Source organism: Paraburkholderia bengalensis, assembly GCF_037126505.1.
Taxonomy (GTDB): domain Bacteria; phylum Pseudomonadota; class Gammaproteobacteria; order Burkholderiales; family Burkholderiaceae; genus Paraburkholderia; species Paraburkholderia bengalensis.
Genome location: NZ_JACFYJ010000125.1, coordinates 1 through 19,692, shown reverse-complemented (window position 1 = coordinate 19,692; position 19,692 = coordinate 1). Strand labels below are relative to the sequence as shown.

The following is a 19,692-nucleotide window of genomic DNA, read 5'->3' as shown; positions in this document are numbered from 1 at the left end:
GGCATTCAAGCTGATCGAGGAAGCCGAGAAAACCTGGCGCCGTATCAACGGCCCTGAACAGATCAAGCTGTTGCTGGAGGGCATTGCCTTCAAGGACGGCGAACCGGTGCAAGACGATCGACCGGTTCAGCAGAAACTCGCCGCCTGATAGCCCCTGCCTTAACGTTGCCCGTACACCACTCTTGACGTTAGCTCGAAATGCCAGCTTCATAGGTTCTCCGTGGGACAGAAGTGCGTTGTCGCGTAGCCTCAATTGAATCGCACGCGGCTGCGATGCCATTGATGTAGATCATCGGTCGGCGGCCCACGGGCGTTAGAGTGAAGCTGTTGCTTACTTGCTTATCCCGCTTGGGAAAATCGCAGATGTGAGACCGTCACACAGCGCACGAAGGATGAACTGATGAACGATGCGACCCGCACGGACTGGAGGGACGATACGATGGCGCGAACGCTTGCGGACGGCCCAGTCCTGGCGTCATCGATGGGGGGCGAAAGATACGACTTCGTCCTGGTTGGGGGCGGACCAGCTAGCGTCGCCGCGGCTCGCGCACTGCGAATGGAGAATTCGAGTGCACGCATTGCGATATTATGCGGAGAAGCAACGCTGCCCTACAAGCGCCCACCGTTGACCAAAGGTTTCCTGACGGGTGCGGTCGACGGTCTCCAACTTGCGATGCACCCGCCGGAGTTCTACGGCGAACAACGCATCGACGTTCTGATTGGCGCGCGGGCCGTGCGCGTTGAGCGTGCGCGGCATACGGTCACAACGTCGGATGGGCGACTGTTTCAGTACGGCAAATTGCTGATCGCGACGGGGACGTCGCCGCAAGGGTTGCGGTTGCCGGGCAGCGACCTGCAGGGCATACGGTTCATACACGACATCAGCGACGCCGCCGCATTGCGAGAGGCCGCGAGCAAGGTCCGGCGGGCCGTAGTCCTTGGTGCCGGGTTCGTTGGTGTCGAAGTTGCAGCATCGCTGCGCGCGGCAGGCCTCGAGATTACGCTGATCGAGCGCGCATCGTGCGTCATGCCGCAGTTGCATGCGCTGGTGCTTTCGTCGTGGTTTGCGGATCGTTGCGCGCAACAGGGCATCCGTGTGTTGACTGGGTGCAATGTTACAAGGTTTTTGGGCGACACGCGGGTGACGGGAGTCCTGACCGGAACGGGCCAGGAATTAGCGTGTGAGCTGGTCGTCGTCGCCATTGGCGTGACGCCCAATTGCGCATTCCTCGAGGGCAGCGGCGTAACCCTGGATAACGGCGTGCTGGTCGACGAATGCCTGCGCACGAATGATCCCGACATCTATGCTGCCGGCGACGTCGCGAACTTTTGCGATCCCGTCTTTGGTGTAAGACGGCGCATCGAGCATTGGGACAATGCGCTGCGTCAGGGCAGGCTGGCTGCGCGCAACATGCTCGGCAAGGGGATACCGTACCGTGATGTCTCGATCTTTTACGGCAGTGCGTTCGGAACGGCTTACACCTTCATGGGTCAGGCGGAAGAGGCGAGCGAAACGGTCCAGCGTGGCACGCCTTCCGACAGCGCATGGGCTGTGCTCTATCTCAGACACAACGTTCTGAGAGCCGTTTTCTCGGCCGGCCGAAGCGCAGAGGAATCGGCGGCCGCCGAGGAAATGATCCGCCATCGAATAGGGTTGCACGGAGCGCGCGCCCAGCTTGCCGACCTTCAATTCTCCCTGACACGGTTGCCTTCGCAGACAGTGTTGATCCTGCAAGGTGGAGGGGCGCTCGGTGCATTCGAATCCGGCGCTATACAGGCGCTGGAAGAGAACGGCGTGCGGCCGGACGTCATCTCCGCCGTTTCCATCGGAGCCTTCAACGGCGCCATAGTCGCCAGTCATCCGGGGTGTGCGACGGAACGGCTGAAGCAATTCTGGCGCGATCTTTCGATTTCTTTACCCAGCAGGCCCGACTCGGCGATACACGAAACGCTGCTGCTCTGGTACGCATTCTGGTTCGGTGTGCCCAACTTTCTACGCCCGCGCTGGTGGAACGGTGAACTTGGGGCAGGCGCGCTCGTTCCGTGCTGGACCAGCTACTATGACCCGGCCGACATCAAGGCATTGATTTCCCGTTATGTCGACTTCGACGTGCTTGCCGACAGTCCAACCCGGCTGCTGATCGGTGCCGTCGACGTGCAGACGGGCGAGCAGCGCATTTTCGATAGTTACACGGATCGTCTGACGCCTGACCATCTGCTGGCTAGCGGCAGCCTGCCGCCCGCCATGCCATGGACGACAATCGATGGCCGCGCGTACTGGGACGGCGGCCTTGTCAGCAACTCACCGCTGGACCTCGTGATTGACCGGTGCGGGCGCATCAGCGGCCGTGTGTTCGCGCTGGACCTGTTCTCCGGCGGGCGCCCCATGCCGTCAAACATCATCGACGTCATGCGACGGCGCGATGAGCTCGTGTACACCGATCGCATTCGCAATGACCTGCGCTTCGAGGAATACGCAAACGACTTTAGCGATCTGGTGCTGGATCTTATGCATGAGCTCGATGCAGATACGGCAAGGCGGTTCAAACAGCGGCCGAACTACATCCGTTTGATGGGCAACCGGACGCCGATCCATGTATCGCGAATCTCGCTGCAGGGCGCACTGCCGTTCGCGACCGATTTCGATTTCTCCGTCGCGACTGTCGAAGCGCTGCAGCGGCGCGGCCAGCAGGCCGCACAGCAGGTGCTGGATGAAACCAGTCGCGAAATGCAGGAGCTGGGACTGAACGTTTGATCACATCGGTTGCGAAATTCTTGCGTCTCGGTACAGCCACGTGCCGCTTTGCCATCCAGCTTGACATGTGTCAATGGCGCGCCGAACGCCGGTGGTAGCTTGAGGGTGCGGCAATTCGGTCTTGTCGCGACCGAAAAATTGTGCGACCAAGGTCACCGGAAGACATCAATGGTTATCCAATTAACAACATTTGAGCGGTCGTGCTTTTGCTGTACTGATCAAACATGATCGGTATTCCAGATACCTCACCGGATTTGATCGGATCAATAGGTCCATCGGGGACGCTCCCATCCTGAAGCCAGTTGCGATGCAGTGGCACATTGCTCCGCAAAGAGCTATTCATGGCGCGGAAATTTGCTGCCGCGCGATTATTGCGATGTGCTCGACGCGAGTACATGCTTACCATCTTGCCTATAAACATATGCGCGATTGAAGGGATACGCGCTTTGCGTGGCGCGCAAGCGGCCCAGAATAGGCCGGTCGTGCTCGACAACGCCATTGGGGCGCGACGCAAGAATCTGGAACAGCGATGTCCAGCCGTGCTCGAACCCCATGGCCGAGCCGGCGAGGTATAGTCGGTAGGCACGGATAGTCCTGTCCGCGTCCTTACCCAGTATCTCCCGCGCGTCGTCGAGATGCCCTTCGAGCGCGTCGGCCCAGTGCCACAATGTCTGGGGATAGTGCGGGCGCAGACATTCGGCGTCCAGCGGCTCGAGCTTGCCTCGGGTGATAGCGTTCAGCATCACGCTCACATGTACGAGCTGGCCGCCGGGGAAGATGTATTTTTCAATGAAGTCGCTCATACCACCATCGAACTGGGGAGTGCCTGTGCCACCAGCCGTAATGCCGTGGTTCATTACGAGGCCACCGGGCTTGAGCAGACGGTGAATCTTGGCGAAGTAGTCGGGGAGGTTGGGTCGGCCAACGTGTTCACACATGCCTACCGAGGCCACCCGATCAAAGGGCAGGGATTCATCGATGTCGCGATAGTCCTGCAGCAGCATGCGCACGCGGCCCTGCAAACCTTTCCGCCTGATGAGGGTCGTGACGTAGGCGTGCTGGTTCCTGGAGAGCGTAATGCCCGTGGCATCAACCCCATAATGCTCGGCAGCAGCAGCCCACCCCATCCGGCGCCGATGTCGATGAAGCGCTGACCAGGCCGAAGCATCATCTTCTTGCAGATCATGTCGAGCTTGGCGTCCTGCGCCTCACGCAGGCTCAAAGCCGGTTCGGCAAATGGCACACGAATATACGCGTTTTGGATCAAGCCAGAGGGCGAAGAACTCGTCAGAAACGTCGTAATGGCGCTGAATCTGTCGGGCATCCTTTACCCGGCTATGGTGTGTACACTCCCAGATGGCACGCTGAGCATGCCGGACAAGCCGTGACAACCCGTGTGTAGCTTGCTGGGTCGGGTCAATGCCGAGCAGAGCGGGCGCGACCAACACAAGGTCGCGCATTTCGCCTCCGATTTCGACTCGACCTTCCACATAATCTTCTGCGAGCCGTCCGATCGCCCCTTGCGCCAGATGCATGAGCGCTCGCATATCGCGTACAACAAATGCAACACGGGATTGGGTAGCGCCAATGCTCCGGCCTCCGGGGAGTTGGAGTGAGCAGGGCAGCGGCAACCCGGTGAGCCGCTTCTCGGCTAATCGACGCAGATGGCTAAGGAAAGGCATGACATGGACCCGAGGGTAGTTTTCGACGGCCAATAGACGCAGATCGCGGACACGACATATTGCCAGGAACACCATGTCGAACAACATGAGCATTCCCGTTCCCCGGACAGATCAACATCGATTCCCAAGGCAGAATTGCCACATTTGTCCAAAAAGAACAACTGCCTGCTGAGTGTGCGCGGCTACTGCGCATATTGATTGACGCCGATCAATCAAAGCACGCGTCGCATAGCTGTCACCGCCGGCACAGCCGCATCATCGGGATCCAGCTTTGAAATATCGCTCGCCGGAGTCGAGCTCGAGGCTGGTCTCAATCAGGCCCGACTCTATCTACCTTCCGCCGCTTCTTTTGATCAACCTCAAATATCCGTCCGACGTGGCGCCGACAATTCTCATATGGGCGTTCGCGCTCTCGGCCGCCATATCGAACTTCGTGTCCGACCGCGCACCTCAAAGGGAGAGGAAGCGTGGCGAAGCGCCCTCTCGGAGAATGTGGGTCGACGGTCGAAGCGGTGATCTCATGAATTCATACTGGATGGATGACGAACCACGATTCAGCGATCGCGCGGAGGCAGGACGCATGCTTGCGCGACAACTAGACGGATATGCGGGACGCGGCGATGTGATCGTACTGGCACTGCCGCGTGGTGGCGTGCCGGTCGGCTATGAGGTCGCGCAAGCGCTGGGCGTCGAACTGGACGTGCTCGTCGTGCGCAAGCTGGGCGTCCCGCACTATCCGGAACTGGCGATGGGCGCCATCGCCTCCGGCGGCGCACTCTATCTCGACGAGTCTGAAATCAGAAGACGTATTGTCGGCCGAGCCGTTGATAGCGTTCCAAAATCACAAAAGGTGAAGCAGGCGGCAGTCATCGAGCTCAATAGTACTCGTCGCGACTTACCACCCCGCAAATAGTGAGCCGTGATCGTTGCCGTTGACATGAGTCAAACCTGCCTGCCTGGTGCCGCACATACTCAGGTCATCAACCCGATGAGGAGTTTGCCGTGTTCAGCAACCAGATCATTTCTGCCCTCCTGATTGCCGCAGCGGTCACTGCAATACCCGCCGCTTTCGCGGAACAGGAGGGCACAAACACTCAAGATACTGCGGCCTATGTCCAGCAGACGGACAGCGACGCGAGCGCGGCGCTCGAACGGCTGTACGCGAAGGCACCAGGAACCCGGGAACTGTTAGCGGGTGCAAATGGCGTGCTGGTCTTTCCTGACGTTCGTGCCGGCGGTGCGATTCTAGGCGCCGAGTACGGACGCGGCGTCCTGCGTGTTCCCGGGGCGCCCAACACATACTACAACGCGAAGACCGCTTCCGTAGGCGCACGCCTCGGCTACGAATCAAAGAGCGTGATCCTCGTGTTTCTCACACAGGAATCGCTTGACCGATTCCGCAAAAGCAAAGGCTGGACGGTGGGTGTCGATGGATCTGTTGTTCTGTTCAAGGCAGGCAAGAGCGGAAAGTTTGACACCAATACGGCACGCCACGCGATCATGGGTTTCGTCGACACGAAGAGTGGCCTGATGTTCGACCTGTCGCTGACGGGAACGCATTTTTCGAAGGCGCCGGTATAGGCGGACGCCCGGAACGGCGATCGCAGATCGTGCCTGACGGGCAGCGGTCGAGTGGGAAATATCAATGCGCGGCGATGCGATCAGTGCGCATCGTTTGCAGGAGGCAGTCGTGAAAGTCAAAGATATTTGTAGTCGTGGCACGGTCCATATTCCCATGTCCTGCACTTTGCAGGAAGCGGCGACGCAGATGCGCGACCAGCACGTTGGCACGCTGGTAGTGACGGGCGGCGGATCGACCAACCGGATCGCGGGCATCGTGACCGACCGGGATATCGTGTTGAAGGCTGTGACGCGGACCATTTCTCCGAGAGAACTGTTGGTCACGGATGTGATGACACCCTATGTGGTGACTGTCGATGCCGACGCGGACGTGGTCGACGCGATGCAAGCCATGTCGTGTCATGGGGTTCGTCGGGTTCCCGTCACGAACGCGGAGCAGGACATCATTGGCGTGCTTTCGCTCGACGACGTGATCGAGGCGCTCGGTCAGGATCTGGCGTTGTTGTCGAGCATCATCCGCTGTGAGCAGAACCGCGAGAGTTGCGGTTCAGTACAGACCCCGCTGCGCGTGTAATAAAGCATGGGTATCGGCAGGGACGACCGGGAGCACATCATGCGAAACGCCGTGGACAAAGCATCTGCGGAACATTGCCGCAAATTGCCGGAAGGGCTGATGCCTAACCTGTGCCAGCCGTACCGCGGCTATCTGATTGAAGTGCGGGTATCGATCAGCCCGGTGATTTCGCTGAGTTGCATGCCTCGTCGCCACTATAACGTCTCCTGGTCGGTCCGTTACGTTGACGACGTTGCCACAGCAGTGACAAGTGTTGATGTGCGGACCGATTTTATCTCTTATAACGGTGCCCGTAGCTATGGCGAGAGACAGGCCCGGGAGTTTGTCGATAGGGAACTCGCAAGCGCGCCTGTTTGACGACTCACCGATAAGGCATGTTGCTCCCATGTTCGTGGTTTCCCTGATGGCATATTGATTCGGGCCTTGCCGTCCGGATGCGTTGTGTCCGGGTGGAGGGCCGCGAACTGATCCTGGCCGCGCACGGTGACGCAACCAGTGGAACGGACCATGAAAGACGACGCATACGAACGACGCACGCTGCTGAACAATCTCGGCCGCGTCATGCAGTTGACCGCCCGCATTAGCGAGATGCGGCCGGTTCCTCCGACCATCGGGAATCTTATCGAGCGCAATCCGATCCTCGAAGACGAGCCTTTGCTGGAATACCTGGATCGCACGATGCTCGTCGAAGACTTCATTACCCGCTCGCTACGCGCGTTCTGCCTGTGGCCTCAGTGGCTCCTCACAGATCCGCTTGATCGAAACGCGTTTGCCGCCAGTGTTCGTGAGCACCTCTTCAAGGGAAACCGGCGTGGATGGAAGTTGTTTGCTGCCCGAGTACGTGGCGAGGTCGACTGGTTTGACGCGCAAGAGGAGCACTGGCCCCTGTCTGCGCATATCGCGCTGTCAGCGCCCGCATTTAATGAACCGGAATCAGGTGAGCGCGACACGGACGTCGCCGTCACGGACATCGAACGCGGATACGACACAGAGGCGACTGCTGAGAGTATTGAGGGCTTGACGCCAGTGCGGGAGCGGGGCCGCGCAAACGAACAGCTTCCCGAAACGCGTGGATAAGAGACACACCATAATTGCCACGCACGCCGGGCAAGCGCCTTGTTTCATCCCGAGCGGCAATAGCGAAGCCGATGATCAGCAACCTTGTGCGATGGGTACTCTGTGCAGACGCAGCGAGTCTTAGCTTACCGAAGCGTTGCCCGACAACCTTGATGAGTTTCATCTGCGTAAGAGATATACGGCGACACAAAGCATGCGCTTGCCAGCGCTGGCAGTCTGGGCCTGGCGATATGGTTGACGTACGTCAAGAGGCCGATCCGGTTCGTGCCGACAATGATTTCTCCAACCTCTGAAGGAGAGCCGTCATGAATGAACAAGCTACAAAACTGCCTGTGAAGAAGGAGGCCGAGACAGCCCCGCCTGCAGGCCTGTCACAGGCATGGCATCCGGTTGAAAGCCTGCGCCGGGAGATTGACCGTCTCTTTGACGAGTTCGACCGTGGTCCTGGAATCCTGCCGTTCCGGCGTTCATTTTTTGGTCTTGAACCGTTCTGGCGCCGTGAGCGCTCCTGGGCGTCGGCGCCCGCCGTTGACGTGTCGGAGACCGAGAAGGCTTACGAGATCGTAGCCGAACTGCCTGGAATCGACGAGAAGGATATTGAGGTGAAACTCGCCAATGGCGGCCTCACCATCAAGGGTGAAAAGCGCGAGGAGAAAGAAGAGAAGAAGAAAGACTACTACCTGCATGAACGCCGCTTCGGTGCCTTTGAGCGCTACTTCCAGATGCCGGAAGGCGTTGATCGCGAGAAGATCGAGGCAAGCTTCCGAAAAGGCATCCTGACAGTGACCCTGCCCAAGACGCAGGAAGCCCAAAACGCCGAAAAGAAGATTCCAGTCAAGGCGGCGTAATTAGCGTCACAATGAAACGATTGGACGTATCTGCAAGGAGTGCGGTCATGTACAGATTTATCCGTACTGCAACGGTCAGGAACGCGGCGCTGCTGCCGTCGCACTGGTTTTCGCATCGGAGGTTACCGCCCATATCAATAATGAGTATTCGCTCAATATGTGCTTCGGTGCCGAGCAATTCGGCAGCCCGAAGGTTCATTGGCACTTTGATGCCGACAGTCTCGACAGGATGCAGCAGGTCAACGAAAGACTGATGGGAGATCAGGACTACGTCGCCCTGCTCGAAAAATACAAGGATATCTGGGCGGACGGCGCTATGCGCGACACCGTCATTCGCCTTGCCTGAGTGCACGTTTAACAGTTGTTCATCGGGCCCGGCCCGACCCCGAAGGATGAAGCGGACGTGCCGCGTTCGTCGCCCACGCCAGAGGTAACATGGGTGCGCAGCGGCGACCGAGGTCGGCAGAGGGAATGGTGCCCCAAGCCCGCTTAACAGTTGGACCTGCAGCCCTGCGCGCACCCCGGATTGTGACGCAGGGCATTCATGCCCCAAGCACGTTTACCAGAATTCGATCACGAGGACTGCTGCCGCTGCCATCACACTGGCAGGAGGTACCATGCAGGTTCTCTATCCCCGCTGCGCTGGACTCGACGTGCACAAGGACACCATTGTGGCTCGCGTGCGCTGCGTGTCCGCCCCGCAGCATCGCGAAGTGCGCAGCTTCGCTGCCACCACGACCGGGCTGCTCGCGCTCGGCGACTGGCTTGCCTTGCATGGCTGCACGCACGTGGCCATGGAAGCAACGGGCGTCTACTGGAAACCGGTCTGGCACATCCTGGAAGGCCGCTTCGAACTGGTCCTGGCCAATGCCCGCCACATCCGCAACGTTCCCGGACGCAAGACCGACGTCAACGACGCAACGTGGATTGCCGATCTGCTCGCGCATGGCCTGATCCGCGCCAGCTTCGTGCCACCCGCCACGACGCAGGAGTTACGCGATCTCACGCGTACGCGCAAGCAACTCGTACGCGAGATCTCCCAGCACAGCCTGCGCATCCAGAAAGTGCTCGAGGACGCCAATCTCAAGCTCGGCAGCGTGCTCTCAAACGTGCTCGGCTGCAGCGGTCGCGCCATGCTCGACGCCATCGTCGCCGGTGAAGACAATCCCGAACAGCTCGCCGCACTGGCTCAAGGCAACGCACGCAAGAAGGCGCCCGAACTGCGCGAGGCATTGCGCGGGCGTATTACCGCCCATCACCGCACACTACTCAAGCTTCACCTGGACGTCATCGAGGCCCTGCAGCACACGCTGGCTGAACTGGACGCTACCCTGGGAAAGGCCCTGGCGCCGATCCGGCAGTCCGTTCGCCTGCTGACCACCATCCCCGGGGTCAGTGACGTGACCGCTCAGGTCATCCTTGCCGAGGTCGGTGCCGATATCACGCGCTTCCCCAATGCGGCCCACCTGATCTCCTGGGCGGGCCTCTGTCCGCGCAACGACGAGAGCGCTGGCAAACGCCGCAGCACCCGCGTGCGCAAAAGCGGCACATGGCTGAAAACCGCCCTCGTCACCGCCGCATGGGCTGCCGTCCGCGTGAAAAGCACTTACCTGCACGCCCAGTTCCTGCGCATCAAGGCAAGACGCGGCCCCAAGAAAGCGATCCTCGCCGTTGCCGCTTCCATGCTCACCGCGGTGTGGCACATGCTTTCCAACGGCGTCGTCTATGCAGACCTCGGTACCGACTACTTCAGCCGGCTCGACACCGGAAAAACCATCCAACGCCTGCTCAAGCGGCTTGCCGATCTCGGCTACAACTCGCAACCGGCCCCTTCCTCATGAGCGCTTCTTACCAGACCTTCTGAAGCAATGCAGCAGGACTGCTGGCGCGTCATCCCAGGCTTCAGTATCTATCTGCTGCGACCTGGAGAACCGGCACCCGCCTGTCCGAAGCGGACTTGATCGTTGCGATCGTCAGCCTGGCTGAGGTGGGGGCGCCGGACTCAGTCGCCCGAAGTTGCCGCTACATAGCGACACTCCCCAGCGTGCACTTTCGCACGGTTTTGGCTCCAGCATCCACATATTACCGTTTAGCCGCGCACTTCCAGGTGAACAGCCCCGCGATTGACCTTGGTCAATGTGGACCGCTTTGCCTGGGAGCACGCTTGAACCAAGCGCCGCTCCCTCGACATACCGCTAATTCCGTGCTGATCGACGGCAAGGCAAACGGCCGCTCTGGACGTGCCCCGACCGCGATCCGCTCTCGTCAACGCGCTGCATGCGTAGCGTCGCATGTCATGCGGGATCATCGGATCCTGCCCTCGGGGCATAGTACCGGTTGCTCGTCGTGCTGACTCGATCCCGGGGGCGGAATTGGCGGTGCCGCCCGGACTGGGTAAATGGGACCGGGAGCGGCGCTCCTTAATGTGATCCTTGCGATGGCGAATCGTCAACGCATGCAAAAGCAATGTCGCCAGGCGGATCAGAGCCGCATTTGAGCGTCGGCGCATCTCAATCATCGTCGAGGGACATATTTTTTGAATGTGGCGCGTGCAATGTTCCGCAACGCGGATGGGCAAACTATGTTGGGTGGTGCGATGACTGACGTCAAAGACGTTCTGCTCGTGATCGACATGCAAAATGACTTCATGCCGGGTGGTACCCTGGCAGTCCCACGCGCCGACGAAATTGTGCCAGTGATAAACCGCCTCGCGCAGCGCTTCAGCAACGTTGTTTTGACGCAGGACTGGCATCCCCGATCGCATCTGTCATTCGTCACCAATCATCCGGGGCGACAACCGTTTGAAACCGTTGCGTTTCCCTATGGTGAGCAGGTTATCTAACCGTCGCATTGCGTGCAAGACTCTCCGGGCGCCGCGCTACATGCTGACCTCGACGTACCGCACGCGCGCGCAGTGATTCGCAAAGGTTATCGGCCAGATGTCGACAGCTATTCGGCATTTGTCGAGGCCGATCACCTAACCCGAACCGGTCTCGCGGGATACCTCCATGAAGCGGGCATCACCCGGGTATGGTGTTGTGGCGTGGCGTTTGACTTCTGTGTCGCATATTCGGCACTCGACGCGCGCGCTGCGGGTTTCAAAGTCGCGGTTGTTGAGGATGCAACGCGCGCGATCAATTTGAATGACTCATTGACGCGTGCCTGGCGCGCCATGAGCGATGCTTGTGTTGAACGGGTGCTATCGCAGGAACTACTGGTCTGAATGCGAGCAGAGGCACTGCGCGTAGTCACACGGATACAGTGCCGTTCCGCGAGCGCGTGGCGGAAAAACATTGCGACTCCTCTGGCAGCCCGTGAGCGGGCAGTCGAGCCAGGCCTGTAGAGAGTGAGACGTTTCAGCCGGGGGCCATTCTGGCGGAGACAAGTTCTGACGAGACAGATCGTCATTTGATCTTGGTCAATTCCGGCCGTCGTTGATCATCGAAGATGAAGCTTGCAGCAATCGCTCCTCAAGGGACAATCATGCCAGACTTCCTGCTATTTGCGAGACTTTCTTCCGAGCGTATCCAGTCCGCAGAAGAGACGGAGAAGTGCGAGCAGAGGACCTTGGAAGCGATCAGGAAGAATTGTCCGGGTGTCGAGTGGAAGCAAAGCTACGCGGTCATGGGACCGTATGACTTTCTGGATATTTTTACAGCGGACGACATGGAGACGGCACTGAAGGTTTCGGCTTTGGTGCGCAAGTTCGGCTATTCACACTCCGAGATCTGGCCAGCTGTCGAGCGGAAGTTCCACAGGAAGCTCATAGAGTTGATCGACTGAGGGAGGGAAGAATGCGTGCCACTGACGTCATGACTACATCGGTCCTGTTTGCACATCCGGACACCACCGTGCAAGAGGCCGCAAAGACACTCGCTGAAAATCATATTAGCGGCATGCCCGTCATCGACGACAAGGGCGCGCTGGTTGGCATGATCACAGAAGGCGATCTTCTCCACCGCGCCGAGATTGGTACGGGTGTCGGCAAGCGTGCATGGTGGCTGGAGTTCCTTGCATCGACACGGGAACTGGCGCACGGGTATGTCAGGGAGCATTCCCATAAAGTTGGCGATCTGATGACGACCGACGTCGTTTCGGTAACGGAGGATACGCCCGTTGCCCAAATCGCCGAAATGCTCGAGCGACACCGGATCAAACGTGTTCCCGTGTTGAAGGGAGGCAAGGTGACGGGACTCGTGAGTCGCGCGAATCTTATTCGTGCGCTTGCCAGTGCGGTTCCCGACGCGGTGCCTTCCGTCGCACCGGAGGATGAATCAATACGCGATGCCATCGTGACAGCATTGAAGGACGCGCGTTGGTCGTTGTCGCGCGAAGATGTGCTCGTTACACACGGCGTTGTTCATCTTTGGGGCATCGTCACGAGCGAGGAGGAGCGTAAAGCGATTCGGGTGGCGGCTGAAAACGTGCCGGGGGTGAAGGAGGTGAGCAGTCACCTCGAGTATCCCGTCACGCTTCCAGCGATGTAGCCGACTGAAGCAGGACGCGTCGCAATTTTCTTGTACTTCAAACCGGGCAATGAAGATGACAGACCCTGGCGACCACCGCGTGTCACCGATGCCCCGCGACAGGCTATTCCAGCCACATACGGACGATAGCTACCGGCCCCCGACTCACGTGCACGCAGGTACGGGCTGCCGCGAATGCGGCGCCGTCTACGAAAAAGGTCGCTGGACATGGACCACGAATGCGGAGCAGACAGGTCAGCTGGTTTGCCCAGCATGCCGTCGGATACTTGAACACGCACCTGCCGGTGAACTGTGGCTGGAGGCGGGCGGGTACCTTCTCGCGCACCGCGATGAGGTAGTTTCCCTTCTGCAGCGTGAGGCGGCATATGAAGAAACGTGTTACGCGCTTGAGCGGCTAATGAGCATTGAAGAGCAGGCAAAGGGGATGCGAGTGACAACCACGGGCCGCCACATGTTGCGGAGGCTCTGCGAAGCTCTCGTCCTGGCTCATCACGGACAACTCTCCCTCGAGTACCGCGACGGCGGAGGCATTCTTCGTGCGCGATGGAAGCGGCCAGGCGATTAGGGAAATCGGGTCGTACGCGTGCATTCACGCGAATAGATGTTCAGGAAGAAGGAAACGAAAGTGACGCACCTTTATCCCGATTGCGCCTTGCTGACGGACCTGTACGAATTGACGATGCTGCAGTCGTACTTCGACTGCGGCATGAACGAACCGGCGACATTCGAGCTATTTGTCAGGAAACTCCCGGCACAGCGGAACTTCCTGATGGCAGCGGGGCTGGAGCTGGTTCTGGATTATCTGTGCGATCTCCGCTTCACTGATGTCCGGCTGGAGATGCTTGCACGCACAGGCCGGTTCAGCGCCGCGTTTCTGCGATCACTGGAGTCGCTGCGGTTTACCGGGTCGGTGTACGCGATGGCGGAAGGCACCGTGTTCTTTCCTGACGAGCCGATCCTTCGGATTACGGCTCCGTTGCGCGAGGCGCAACTGGTTGAAAGCCGGGTCATGAACCTCGTGCACTACAGTACGCTGGTTGCGAGCAAGGCCGCGCGTTGTGTCCTCGCAGCGCCGGGAAAGCAGCTTGTCGACTTTGGCCTGCGACGGGCCCATGGCGCAGAGGCCGGCATACTCTCGGCGCGTGCGAGCTACCTCGCGGGTTTCAGTGGTACCGCCACGCTGCAGGCGGGGCTCGACTTTCACATCCCGATGTTCGGGACCATGGCGCACTCGTTTGTTCAGGCTCATCAGGACGAAGGTGAAGCATTTGAGCATTTCGTGCGCTCACAGCCTGAAAATGCACATCTCCTGATTGACACATACGACACAGAGATCGCGGCAAAAAAGGTGGTCGCGCTGTCGAAACGGCTTGCAGCGGAGAAGATGACCATCAAAGGTGTGCGGATCGACAGCGGCGACCTGAGCATCCACGCGCAAAAGGTCAGATGTATCCTGGACGAAGGTGGACTGGATGCGGTGACCATTCTCGTCAGTGGCAACCTGGACGAATGGCGCATTGAGAAGCTTGTTCATGCGCAGGCGCCGATTGACGGATTCGGTATCGGCACCCGTATGAATACATCGGCCGATGCACCTTACCTTGACTGCGCCTACAAGCTTACCCAGTATGCGGGGCGGCCGCGTCGGAAGCGCTCTGAAGGCAAGGCGACCTTGCCAGGCGTGAAGCAGGTTTTTCGCACGCATGGTGCCGAAGGGAAGCTCGCATGGGATGCGCTTGTCCTGGAAGACGAGCGGCATGCGGGCGTCCCACTTCTGCAGCCGGTCATGATTGACGGTCAGCGTCTTTGCGATCGATTGACGCTGGATGTAATGCGTCAGCATGCGCAGCGTGAACTGCTCTCGCTGCCAGAGCGTATCGCGGCGCTCAATCCTTCGAACGAACCATATCGCGTCGATATCTCGGAGCGATTGGTCGACCTTGCGCGGGAGCTAGACAGCATGCAGAGCGCGCATTGAGCGTTTGTGCTTTTTTGGCATAAAAGTTCCCGATGGATAAAGGCGACCGTCTTAACTGGCATCACTTTTCAGGCCGCATTGACTGCCTGGGCTCGCACGGCACGAAGGCGTGAACTCTGCGCCGCGCCATACGGGCGCCGTTTTCACGCATCACAGTGCAACGCCGCACCGCGACCCATACTTGATTCAACGAATTTTTAACTCACGGCTAGCAAGAAATCGGAGGCTTACGAAAGCTGTCAAGCCTCCATCGCTTCCCTCGCAAGACGAAGTGCGTCGTGGATTTTCGCGAGTCTCTGCTTTTGGTCGGTCTGAAGATCGATGATGCGTTGTTCTATGCGAGCCTTTGTCGCAGGCGAAGCACTCTGAAGCTGATCATGAAGTGCCTTGAGCTTCGCATCTGATTCCTCGCGGTACTGCTCAATGTGCCGGGCAGCGTCCAGAGCGGCTTTTCGCAAGTTCTCTTCTGACCTTAATACTACTTCATGCAGTGCGTGCAGTCTCTTTTCCGTCCGTCTGGCAGCGAACTCGGCACGACGTGCTGCGACTTCTCGCTTCAGCCTGACTACGCGCTTCCTGATCTCGTCTTCGATGAAGTCATCTCGTGCTGCGCGGATGACACTTCCGCCAAACGCCTCAACTCGCGCATCTACGAGCGTTATCCATTCCTCTGAGGCTTCGGCGAATACCGCAGTCTTACCGGGAACAAGTTCCTTGCAGATCGAGCTGAGAAACTCCTTGCTCACCCCCAGGTTGAAGAGATCCAGCACCGCACCAATGATGCCGCCCGTAGCCGCCCCAATACCCAGGCCGGCGAGCCCGCCGAAAAGCCCCGCCGTGCCACCAATCAATGCGCCCACGCCGGAGCCGATGGGCGCAGTTTCCCTTTCCAGTACAACAAGAGTGCCATCCATCCCGCGTTGAACGATCGCATGGTTAAATAGGGTGATATCACCTGCCACATGCAACAATTCGAACGCTTCAAGCCCTGCGCGGGCACTTGCTTCGTCTGGAAACAGGGCGAAGATGAAATTGGTCATATCGAGCTTCCGTCAAATGTACGGCAACTGGAACTTCGCAACATAGACGCGGGCATTGGGTATTGACTCTGCGAATCGCGCAATACGCCAGGTTGGTTCATAGGGGAGCACATGGTAGTTCTGCAACGCAGCGCCCCGGAATGCCCGGACAGCCTTCAAGATAGCGTCAACAAGCCGACTTGTCTTGACACAAGTCAGCGGCGTGACGGGGGAGACCCAGTTATGTGGCCTTGCTCCCGAGCGAAGAATCACCCGCGCCGCAATTCAATGCGTTCCCCAATGTCTCGATCGCTATCGAAAACGCTGATCTGCATCAGTGTTATGAGGCCACGTGTCACACATCATGATCTCGCTGCGGCTGGCATTTTGCCGCGGAACCGCAGCGAAGATTATGGAGCATTTCATGCGTCGCCATCTTCCCTTTTTCGAGCGGCTGGCATTTTCCGTGGTGACAGCGTCCGCGGTGATTTGTGCTGCATTTCTGCTTGGCCACCGTTATGGCGGATTCGAAAGCGCAGGTTTGACATGGACGTCGAATCTATGCTTTGAACGGGCCTTAATGTGTCAGGATCCGGTTGCGTCCGACGGAAGCGGATGCGGGTCTGCCGTTAATACAAACGCCGAATGCCCATTCGCAGTATGGTAGCGCCCGCCGATGCTTTGCGTACCCGAGGTTCCTTGATTTGTGTCAGCGTTCACAACGCTTGTACCGGTATGCTGGAATTCAATCAGCACACGCGAACGGGCGGAGGCAGTCATGCAAGCGAAACACCGCACCCTGATCATTTGCTATTCGCGCAGCGAGACGACGGCAGAATTTGCGGGGCGACTTGCCGACGAGCTCGATGCCGATCTTGAACGCGTGTATGAAGAGAGTACCCGGTCGCGCCGGGGCATCACGGGTTTTGTCCGATCGATCCTCGATACGCTATTTGGGCGTCCGGCGCACCTGCAGCCGATGAAACATCGCCCGCTGCAATATGACCTGGTTGTAGTTGGGACGCCTGTATGGACGGGCCGGGCGTCGACACCCATCACTACCTGGCTGGCTGCTCACCATCACGAACTTCACCATGTAGCGTTCTTCTGCACGATGGGTGGTCGCGGCAGCGAGCGGGCGTTCGCACAGATGCAGGCTTTGGCGCAGCGTGCGCCGATCGCGACCTGTGCCGTCTCCGCACGCGATGTCGAAAGTGGTGATGCGCGAGAAAAGCTTGCGCGCTTCGCCGTGACGATCCATGACTGTCTGGCGGGGCAAGCAGCCCAGGCGGCAACAGGAGCCGGGTTAGGCCCGTGCCACACCAGTCCCAGCGCCAGCAATCTGTAGCGCCTGATGTGGGCTACGCAATCGGGGGAGAACAGATGATTCGCGTAAGAGCCATAAGACCCGCATTGCATAAAAGAAACAAGATCACGCGAATGTTATGCGCGCTGTTTCATTTGCCTGGACTCGCTCTTCATCGAAGCAGTCGCACGAAATCGTTGGGCAACTGCACAGGGCCGTTCGATGGCCGCTTCGCTGAACCTCAGACTAACGCTCAGATGTGCGCCGATTCGGGCGCCGTGCTGGCGTTCGATTACTTCGCGCTCCAGCGGCCGGCCTGATGCTGCCGGGAAGCCATGCGACGGCTACGAGGTGGAGTGGAGCAATGGGCTGGACGGGCCAAGATCACTGCCTTGGATGGTAAAGCTGCGCAGCGTGATGCGCCACTGTAGGCGCTGACAGATTCATAAAAACAGTGTGCGTCAGCACATCCTGCATCGGGTTGCCCTCGAACTGGTTAGGCTCTTCCCGAGGCGGTTCACGCGCGGTTTTGCGCGGACCGGGATAACGGCTGGAAGCTCGTTTCAAGAACCAGGCGGGCAGTGGTCGGGGCGAATCCGGCACGCCTGCAATGCCCGATCACCGCGAGCGATTGAAGGATCGCTTGGAAGACGTACTTCACGCCGCGCGCCGTTTAATGCTGGAGCCGCGCTTCCCGTTAATGACCCGGCTGGCCATGCACGTGCCCATCAGGGAACGACCAGGTCGAATTGCAGCGGTACGCGCACGCTCAAAACGTGGTTCTGTATCGAGCGCACTCTTCCCATTGCCACTCTTACGTTAGTTGAGGGAAGTCAATTGGATCGCCGCTCTCAACCGTACATTCATGGCGTAACAGTGCGAATCAGGCAGGCCGTCTGCTCTCGGCTGGCGCTGAACTCGGGAGATGTCATGGACAGAACGAAGAGGGGAAGGACGATATGTGCCGTTGTGATGATGTGCCTGACCGCATGTGGCGGTGGTAGTTCTCCGCCGACGCCAAACGCCGACCCGCAAGGATTCTGGCAGGGAACAGCGGGCGATGGCCGGGATGTTTCCACCTTGATCCTTGAACAGGGTCAGTATTTTATGGTCTTTTCTTCCGGCACCACGGTAAGCGGCATGGTCGAGGGAGCATTCAGCGTGAGCGGCAACACGCTTATTGACAATGCCGCGATCGATTTTCCGGCCTCGGGTGCCGCCACTACTGCGAGCGTTACGGGTTCCGTCACGACACGACAGTCGCTATCCCTCACCGATGCTGAGTCCAGCGGCGTCAGAGCGGTCACGGGGACCTATAGCCCCGCCTACGACACCCCGGTAGATATATCGGAAGCCATTGGCACCTGGGTGGGAAACATAGGCAGTACGGGGGAGACCAGACTCACGATCAGCCCGGATCTTTCTTTCACGGGCACGCAGGGATCGTGTTCGTTCAGTGGCTCGGTGCGTGCACGGCCAACGGGCAAGCACGTGTTTGATGGAAGTTTAACGTTCAATGATGTGTCGTGCGCGTCTGGAACCGGAACATCAATGAACGTCAAAGCTGTCGTTTCAGGAACGAAGATCACTGCTGTAGGTGTGAACTCCTGGACAACAGTCGGGTTTGCGTTTGTCGGAGCGCGGCAATGACGAGTGGCAAAACGACTGTATCCGGGATCTGGCGGTCAGCGCATTACGCAGACGAGGCGTTCCTTCAGATGCCCCACTGCGCGAAAGGCGTTCCTGGCCTGATCGCAAGGGAGGTTGCGTACGCGATTTGCGTTCGACATCAACCACCTTCAAAACGGGACGCGCTGACCGCGCCAGTACTGTACTGAGATGAAGCACATCATGCCTTCTATATTCAGATCGAGATCATTTAGGATAGCGGCCGCACTGATCATGTCGCTTGGCTGTCCAAGGTTGACGGAGGCGCAGAGCGCGAGTGCGCCTCCATCGGCTGCCCAGTCGCCAGACGATATGGCCTCGGAATCTCGCGGAGGATCGTTGGCTCCAGCGGAAATGTCGGGAAATAAAGGGAAAACGCGTGCGCAGGTGAAGCAGGAACTGGAGCAGGCTAAGAAAAGTGGCGAAATGAATCGCATCAACGAGTTCTACGGCTTATCGCGATGGTGACCGTGCGGGCGCTTTAAACGACGTACTTCGCGGCGGTGTTACAAGCATGTTATTGCGGCTTCGTAGACGGCCCCGCGCTAGATCTAGGTTCAAGCGGGCAGCCCGAAAATGGCACAATTGGTAAGCGGATGATAAGCCCGACCGGGTATGTAGTCCGGTCCACAGCCAGCGAAAAATATCGCTGCTGCGTCGCCGTCGCAGCGCTTCCAGAGATATCTCAAGCCGAGAGCGCCGCGGACGAGGTGCTGC

Annotated in this window: 16 protein-coding genes and 4 pseudogenes; 17 read left to right on the top strand and 3 right to left on the bottom strand. The window is 58.9% G+C overall.

The features are described from left to right. Together H3V53_RS38300 and H3V53_RS38295 are read left to right on the top strand one after the other, a co-directional pair. Nucleotides 1-148: pseudogene (locus H3V53_RS38300) on the top strand (IS256 family transposase); the annotation flags it as partial. A gap of 333 nt (nucleotides 149-481) precedes the next feature. After that, complete coding sequence (locus H3V53_RS38295) at nucleotides 482-2,755, top strand: FAD-dependent oxidoreductase (protein ID WP_336602281.1); 2,274 nt, start codon at nucleotides 482-484, stop codon at nucleotides 2,753-2,755. Between the two features lie 368 nt (nucleotides 2,756-3,123). Here H3V53_RS38295 and H3V53_RS38290 read toward each other — a convergent pair. After that, nucleotides 3,124-4,437, bottom strand: a pseudogene (locus H3V53_RS38290) (class I SAM-dependent methyltransferase). Nucleotides 4,438-4,957: 520 nt separating this feature from the next. Between H3V53_RS38290 and H3V53_RS38285 the strand changes: the two are divergent. The 6 genes and pseudogenes from H3V53_RS38285 to H3V53_RS38260 form a co-directional block, all read left to right on the top strand. Further along, nucleotides 4,958-5,239 (top strand): annotated as a pseudogene (locus H3V53_RS38285) (phosphoribosyltransferase family protein); the annotation flags it as partial. 200 nt (nucleotides 5,240-5,439) lie between these two features. After that, nucleotides 5,440-6,018: a lipid-binding SYLF domain-containing protein gene (locus tag H3V53_RS38280; RefSeq protein WP_336602280.1), complete on the top strand. Its 579-nt coding sequence runs from the start codon at nucleotides 5,440-5,442 to the stop codon at nucleotides 6,016-6,018. 64 nt (nucleotides 6,019-6,082) lie between these two features. Continuing rightward, nucleotides 6,083-6,592, top strand: a complete 510-nt coding sequence (locus H3V53_RS38275) for a CBS domain-containing protein (RefSeq protein ID WP_336602279.1) — start codon at nucleotides 6,083-6,085, stop codon at nucleotides 6,590-6,592. 39 nt (nucleotides 6,593-6,631) lie between these two features. Then, the gene (locus H3V53_RS38270; protein ID WP_336602278.1) at nucleotides 6,632-6,949 is read left to right on the top strand and encodes a hypothetical protein; all 318 of its coding nucleotides are present in this window, start codon (nucleotides 6,632-6,634) and stop codon (nucleotides 6,947-6,949) included. Between the two features lie 150 nt (nucleotides 6,950-7,099). Further along, on the top strand, nucleotides 7,100-7,669 hold the full coding sequence (locus H3V53_RS38265; RefSeq protein WP_336602277.1) for a hypothetical protein: 570 nt from the start codon (nucleotides 7,100-7,102) through the stop codon (nucleotides 7,667-7,669). 305 nt (nucleotides 7,670-7,974) lie between these two features. Further along, nucleotides 7,975-8,517: an Hsp20/alpha crystallin family protein gene (locus tag H3V53_RS38260; RefSeq protein WP_336602276.1), complete on the top strand. Its 543-nt coding sequence runs from the start codon at nucleotides 7,975-7,977 to the stop codon at nucleotides 8,515-8,517. Here H3V53_RS38260 and H3V53_RS38255 read toward each other — a convergent pair. Next, a complete protein-coding gene (locus H3V53_RS38255; protein ID WP_336602275.1) occupies nucleotides 8,504-8,869 on the bottom strand; it encodes a hypothetical protein in 366 nt (121 codons plus the stop codon). The genes H3V53_RS38260 and H3V53_RS38255 overlap by 14 nt on opposite strands. Nucleotides 8,870-9,134: 265 nt before the next feature. Here H3V53_RS38255 and H3V53_RS38250 point away from each other — a divergent pair, with 265 nt between their 5' ends. The 6 genes and pseudogenes from H3V53_RS38250 (at nucleotide 9,135) to H3V53_RS38225 (ending at nucleotide 14,982) form a co-directional block, all read left to right on the top strand. Continuing rightward, on the top strand, nucleotides 9,135-10,358 hold the full coding sequence (locus H3V53_RS38250; RefSeq protein WP_336602274.1) for an IS110 family RNA-guided transposase: 1,224 nt from the start codon (nucleotides 9,135-9,137) through the stop codon (nucleotides 10,356-10,358). Between the two features lie 755 nt (nucleotides 10,359-11,113). Beyond that, nucleotides 11,114-11,740, top strand: a pseudogene (gene pncA, locus H3V53_RS38245) (bifunctional nicotinamidase/pyrazinamidase). 224 nt (nucleotides 11,741-11,964) lie between these two features. After that, nucleotides 11,965-12,300: a GYD domain-containing protein gene (locus H3V53_RS38240; protein ID WP_336602273.1), complete on the top strand. Its 336-nt coding sequence runs from the start codon at nucleotides 11,965-11,967 to the stop codon at nucleotides 12,298-12,300. Between the two features lie 11 nt (nucleotides 12,301-12,311). Next, complete coding sequence (locus H3V53_RS38235; RefSeq protein WP_336602272.1) at nucleotides 12,312-13,004, top strand: CBS domain-containing protein; 693 nt, start codon at nucleotides 12,312-12,314, stop codon at nucleotides 13,002-13,004. A 49-nt stretch (nucleotides 13,005-13,053) separates the two neighbouring features. Next, nucleotides 13,054-13,569 (top strand): BCAM0308 family protein, encoded by a 516-nt coding sequence (locus H3V53_RS38230; RefSeq protein WP_336602271.1) that lies wholly within the window; start codon nucleotides 13,054-13,056, stop codon nucleotides 13,567-13,569. 36 nt (nucleotides 13,570-13,605) lie between these two features. Continuing rightward, entirely contained in the window at nucleotides 13,606-14,982 is a 1,377-nt protein-coding gene (locus H3V53_RS38225) for a nicotinate phosphoribosyltransferase (RefSeq protein ID WP_336602270.1), read from the top strand. Nucleotides 14,983-15,221: 239 nt separating this feature from the next. On the opposite strand, the gene H3V53_RS38220 is transcribed toward H3V53_RS38225, so the two are convergent. Then, a complete protein-coding gene (locus H3V53_RS38220) occupies nucleotides 15,222-16,022 on the bottom strand; it encodes a DUF1269 domain-containing protein (protein ID WP_336602269.1) in 801 nt (266 codons plus the stop codon). Nucleotides 16,023-16,779: 757 nt separating this feature from the next. On the opposite strand from H3V53_RS38220, the gene H3V53_RS38215 reads away from it, so the two are divergent. The 3 genes from H3V53_RS38215 (at nucleotide 16,780) to H3V53_RS43885 (ending at nucleotide 19,443) form a co-directional block, all read left to right on the top strand. Continuing rightward, nucleotides 16,780-17,349, top strand: coding sequence for a flavodoxin family protein (locus H3V53_RS38215; protein WP_336602268.1), 570 nt, complete (start codon nucleotides 16,780-16,782; stop codon nucleotides 17,347-17,349). A gap of 888 nt (nucleotides 17,350-18,237) precedes the next feature. Continuing rightward, nucleotides 18,238-18,957, top strand: coding sequence for a hypothetical protein (locus tag H3V53_RS38210; protein ID WP_336602267.1), 720 nt, complete (start codon nucleotides 18,238-18,240; stop codon nucleotides 18,955-18,957). A gap of 189 nt (nucleotides 18,958-19,146) precedes the next feature. Further along, nucleotides 19,147-19,443: a DUF4148 domain-containing protein gene (locus tag H3V53_RS43885; protein WP_082845463.1), complete on the top strand. Its 297-nt coding sequence runs from the start codon at nucleotides 19,147-19,149 to the stop codon at nucleotides 19,441-19,443. The last annotated feature ends 249 nt before the right edge of the window (nucleotides 19,444-19,692 follow it).

Coding starts and splice junctions, on each gene's coding strand:
- H3V53_RS38210 (WP_336602267.1), top strand. CDS start 18,238: ATGGACAGAACGAAGAGGGGAAGGACGATATGTGCCGTTGTGATGATG.
- H3V53_RS38295 (WP_336602281.1), top strand. CDS start 482: ATGGGGGGCGAAAGATACGACTTCGTCCTGGTTGGGGGCGGACCAGCT.
- H3V53_RS38220 (WP_336602269.1), bottom strand. CDS start 16,022: ATGACCAATTTCATCTTCGCCCTGTTTCCAGACGAAGCAAGTGCCCGC.
- H3V53_RS38250 (WP_336602274.1), top strand. CDS start 9,135: ATGCAGGTTCTCTATCCCCGCTGCGCTGGACTCGACGTGCACAAGGAC.
- H3V53_RS38240 (WP_336602273.1), top strand. CDS start 11,965: ATGAAGCTTGCAGCAATCGCTCCTCAAGGGACAATCATGCCAGACTTC.
- H3V53_RS38230 (WP_336602271.1), top strand. CDS start 13,054: ATGAAGATGACAGACCCTGGCGACCACCGCGTGTCACCGATGCCCCGC.
- H3V53_RS38235 (WP_336602272.1), top strand. CDS start 12,312: ATGCGTGCCACTGACGTCATGACTACATCGGTCCTGTTTGCACATCCG.
- H3V53_RS38260 (WP_336602276.1), top strand. CDS start 7,975: ATGAATGAACAAGCTACAAAACTGCCTGTGAAGAAGGAGGCCGAGACA.
- H3V53_RS38275 (WP_336602279.1), top strand. CDS start 6,083: ATGCGCGGCGATGCGATCAGTGCGCATCGTTTGCAGGAGGCAGTCGTG.
- H3V53_RS38225 (WP_336602270.1), top strand. CDS start 13,606: ATGTTCAGGAAGAAGGAAACGAAAGTGACGCACCTTTATCCCGATTGC.
- H3V53_RS38270 (WP_336602278.1), top strand. CDS start 6,632: ATGCGAAACGCCGTGGACAAAGCATCTGCGGAACATTGCCGCAAATTG.
- H3V53_RS38265 (WP_336602277.1), top strand. CDS start 7,100: ATGAAAGACGACGCATACGAACGACGCACGCTGCTGAACAATCTCGGC.
- H3V53_RS43885 (WP_082845463.1), top strand. CDS start 19,147: ATGAAGCACATCATGCCTTCTATATTCAGATCGAGATCATTTAGGATA.
- H3V53_RS38215 (WP_336602268.1), top strand. CDS start 16,780: ATGCAAGCGAAACACCGCACCCTGATCATTTGCTATTCGCGCAGCGAG.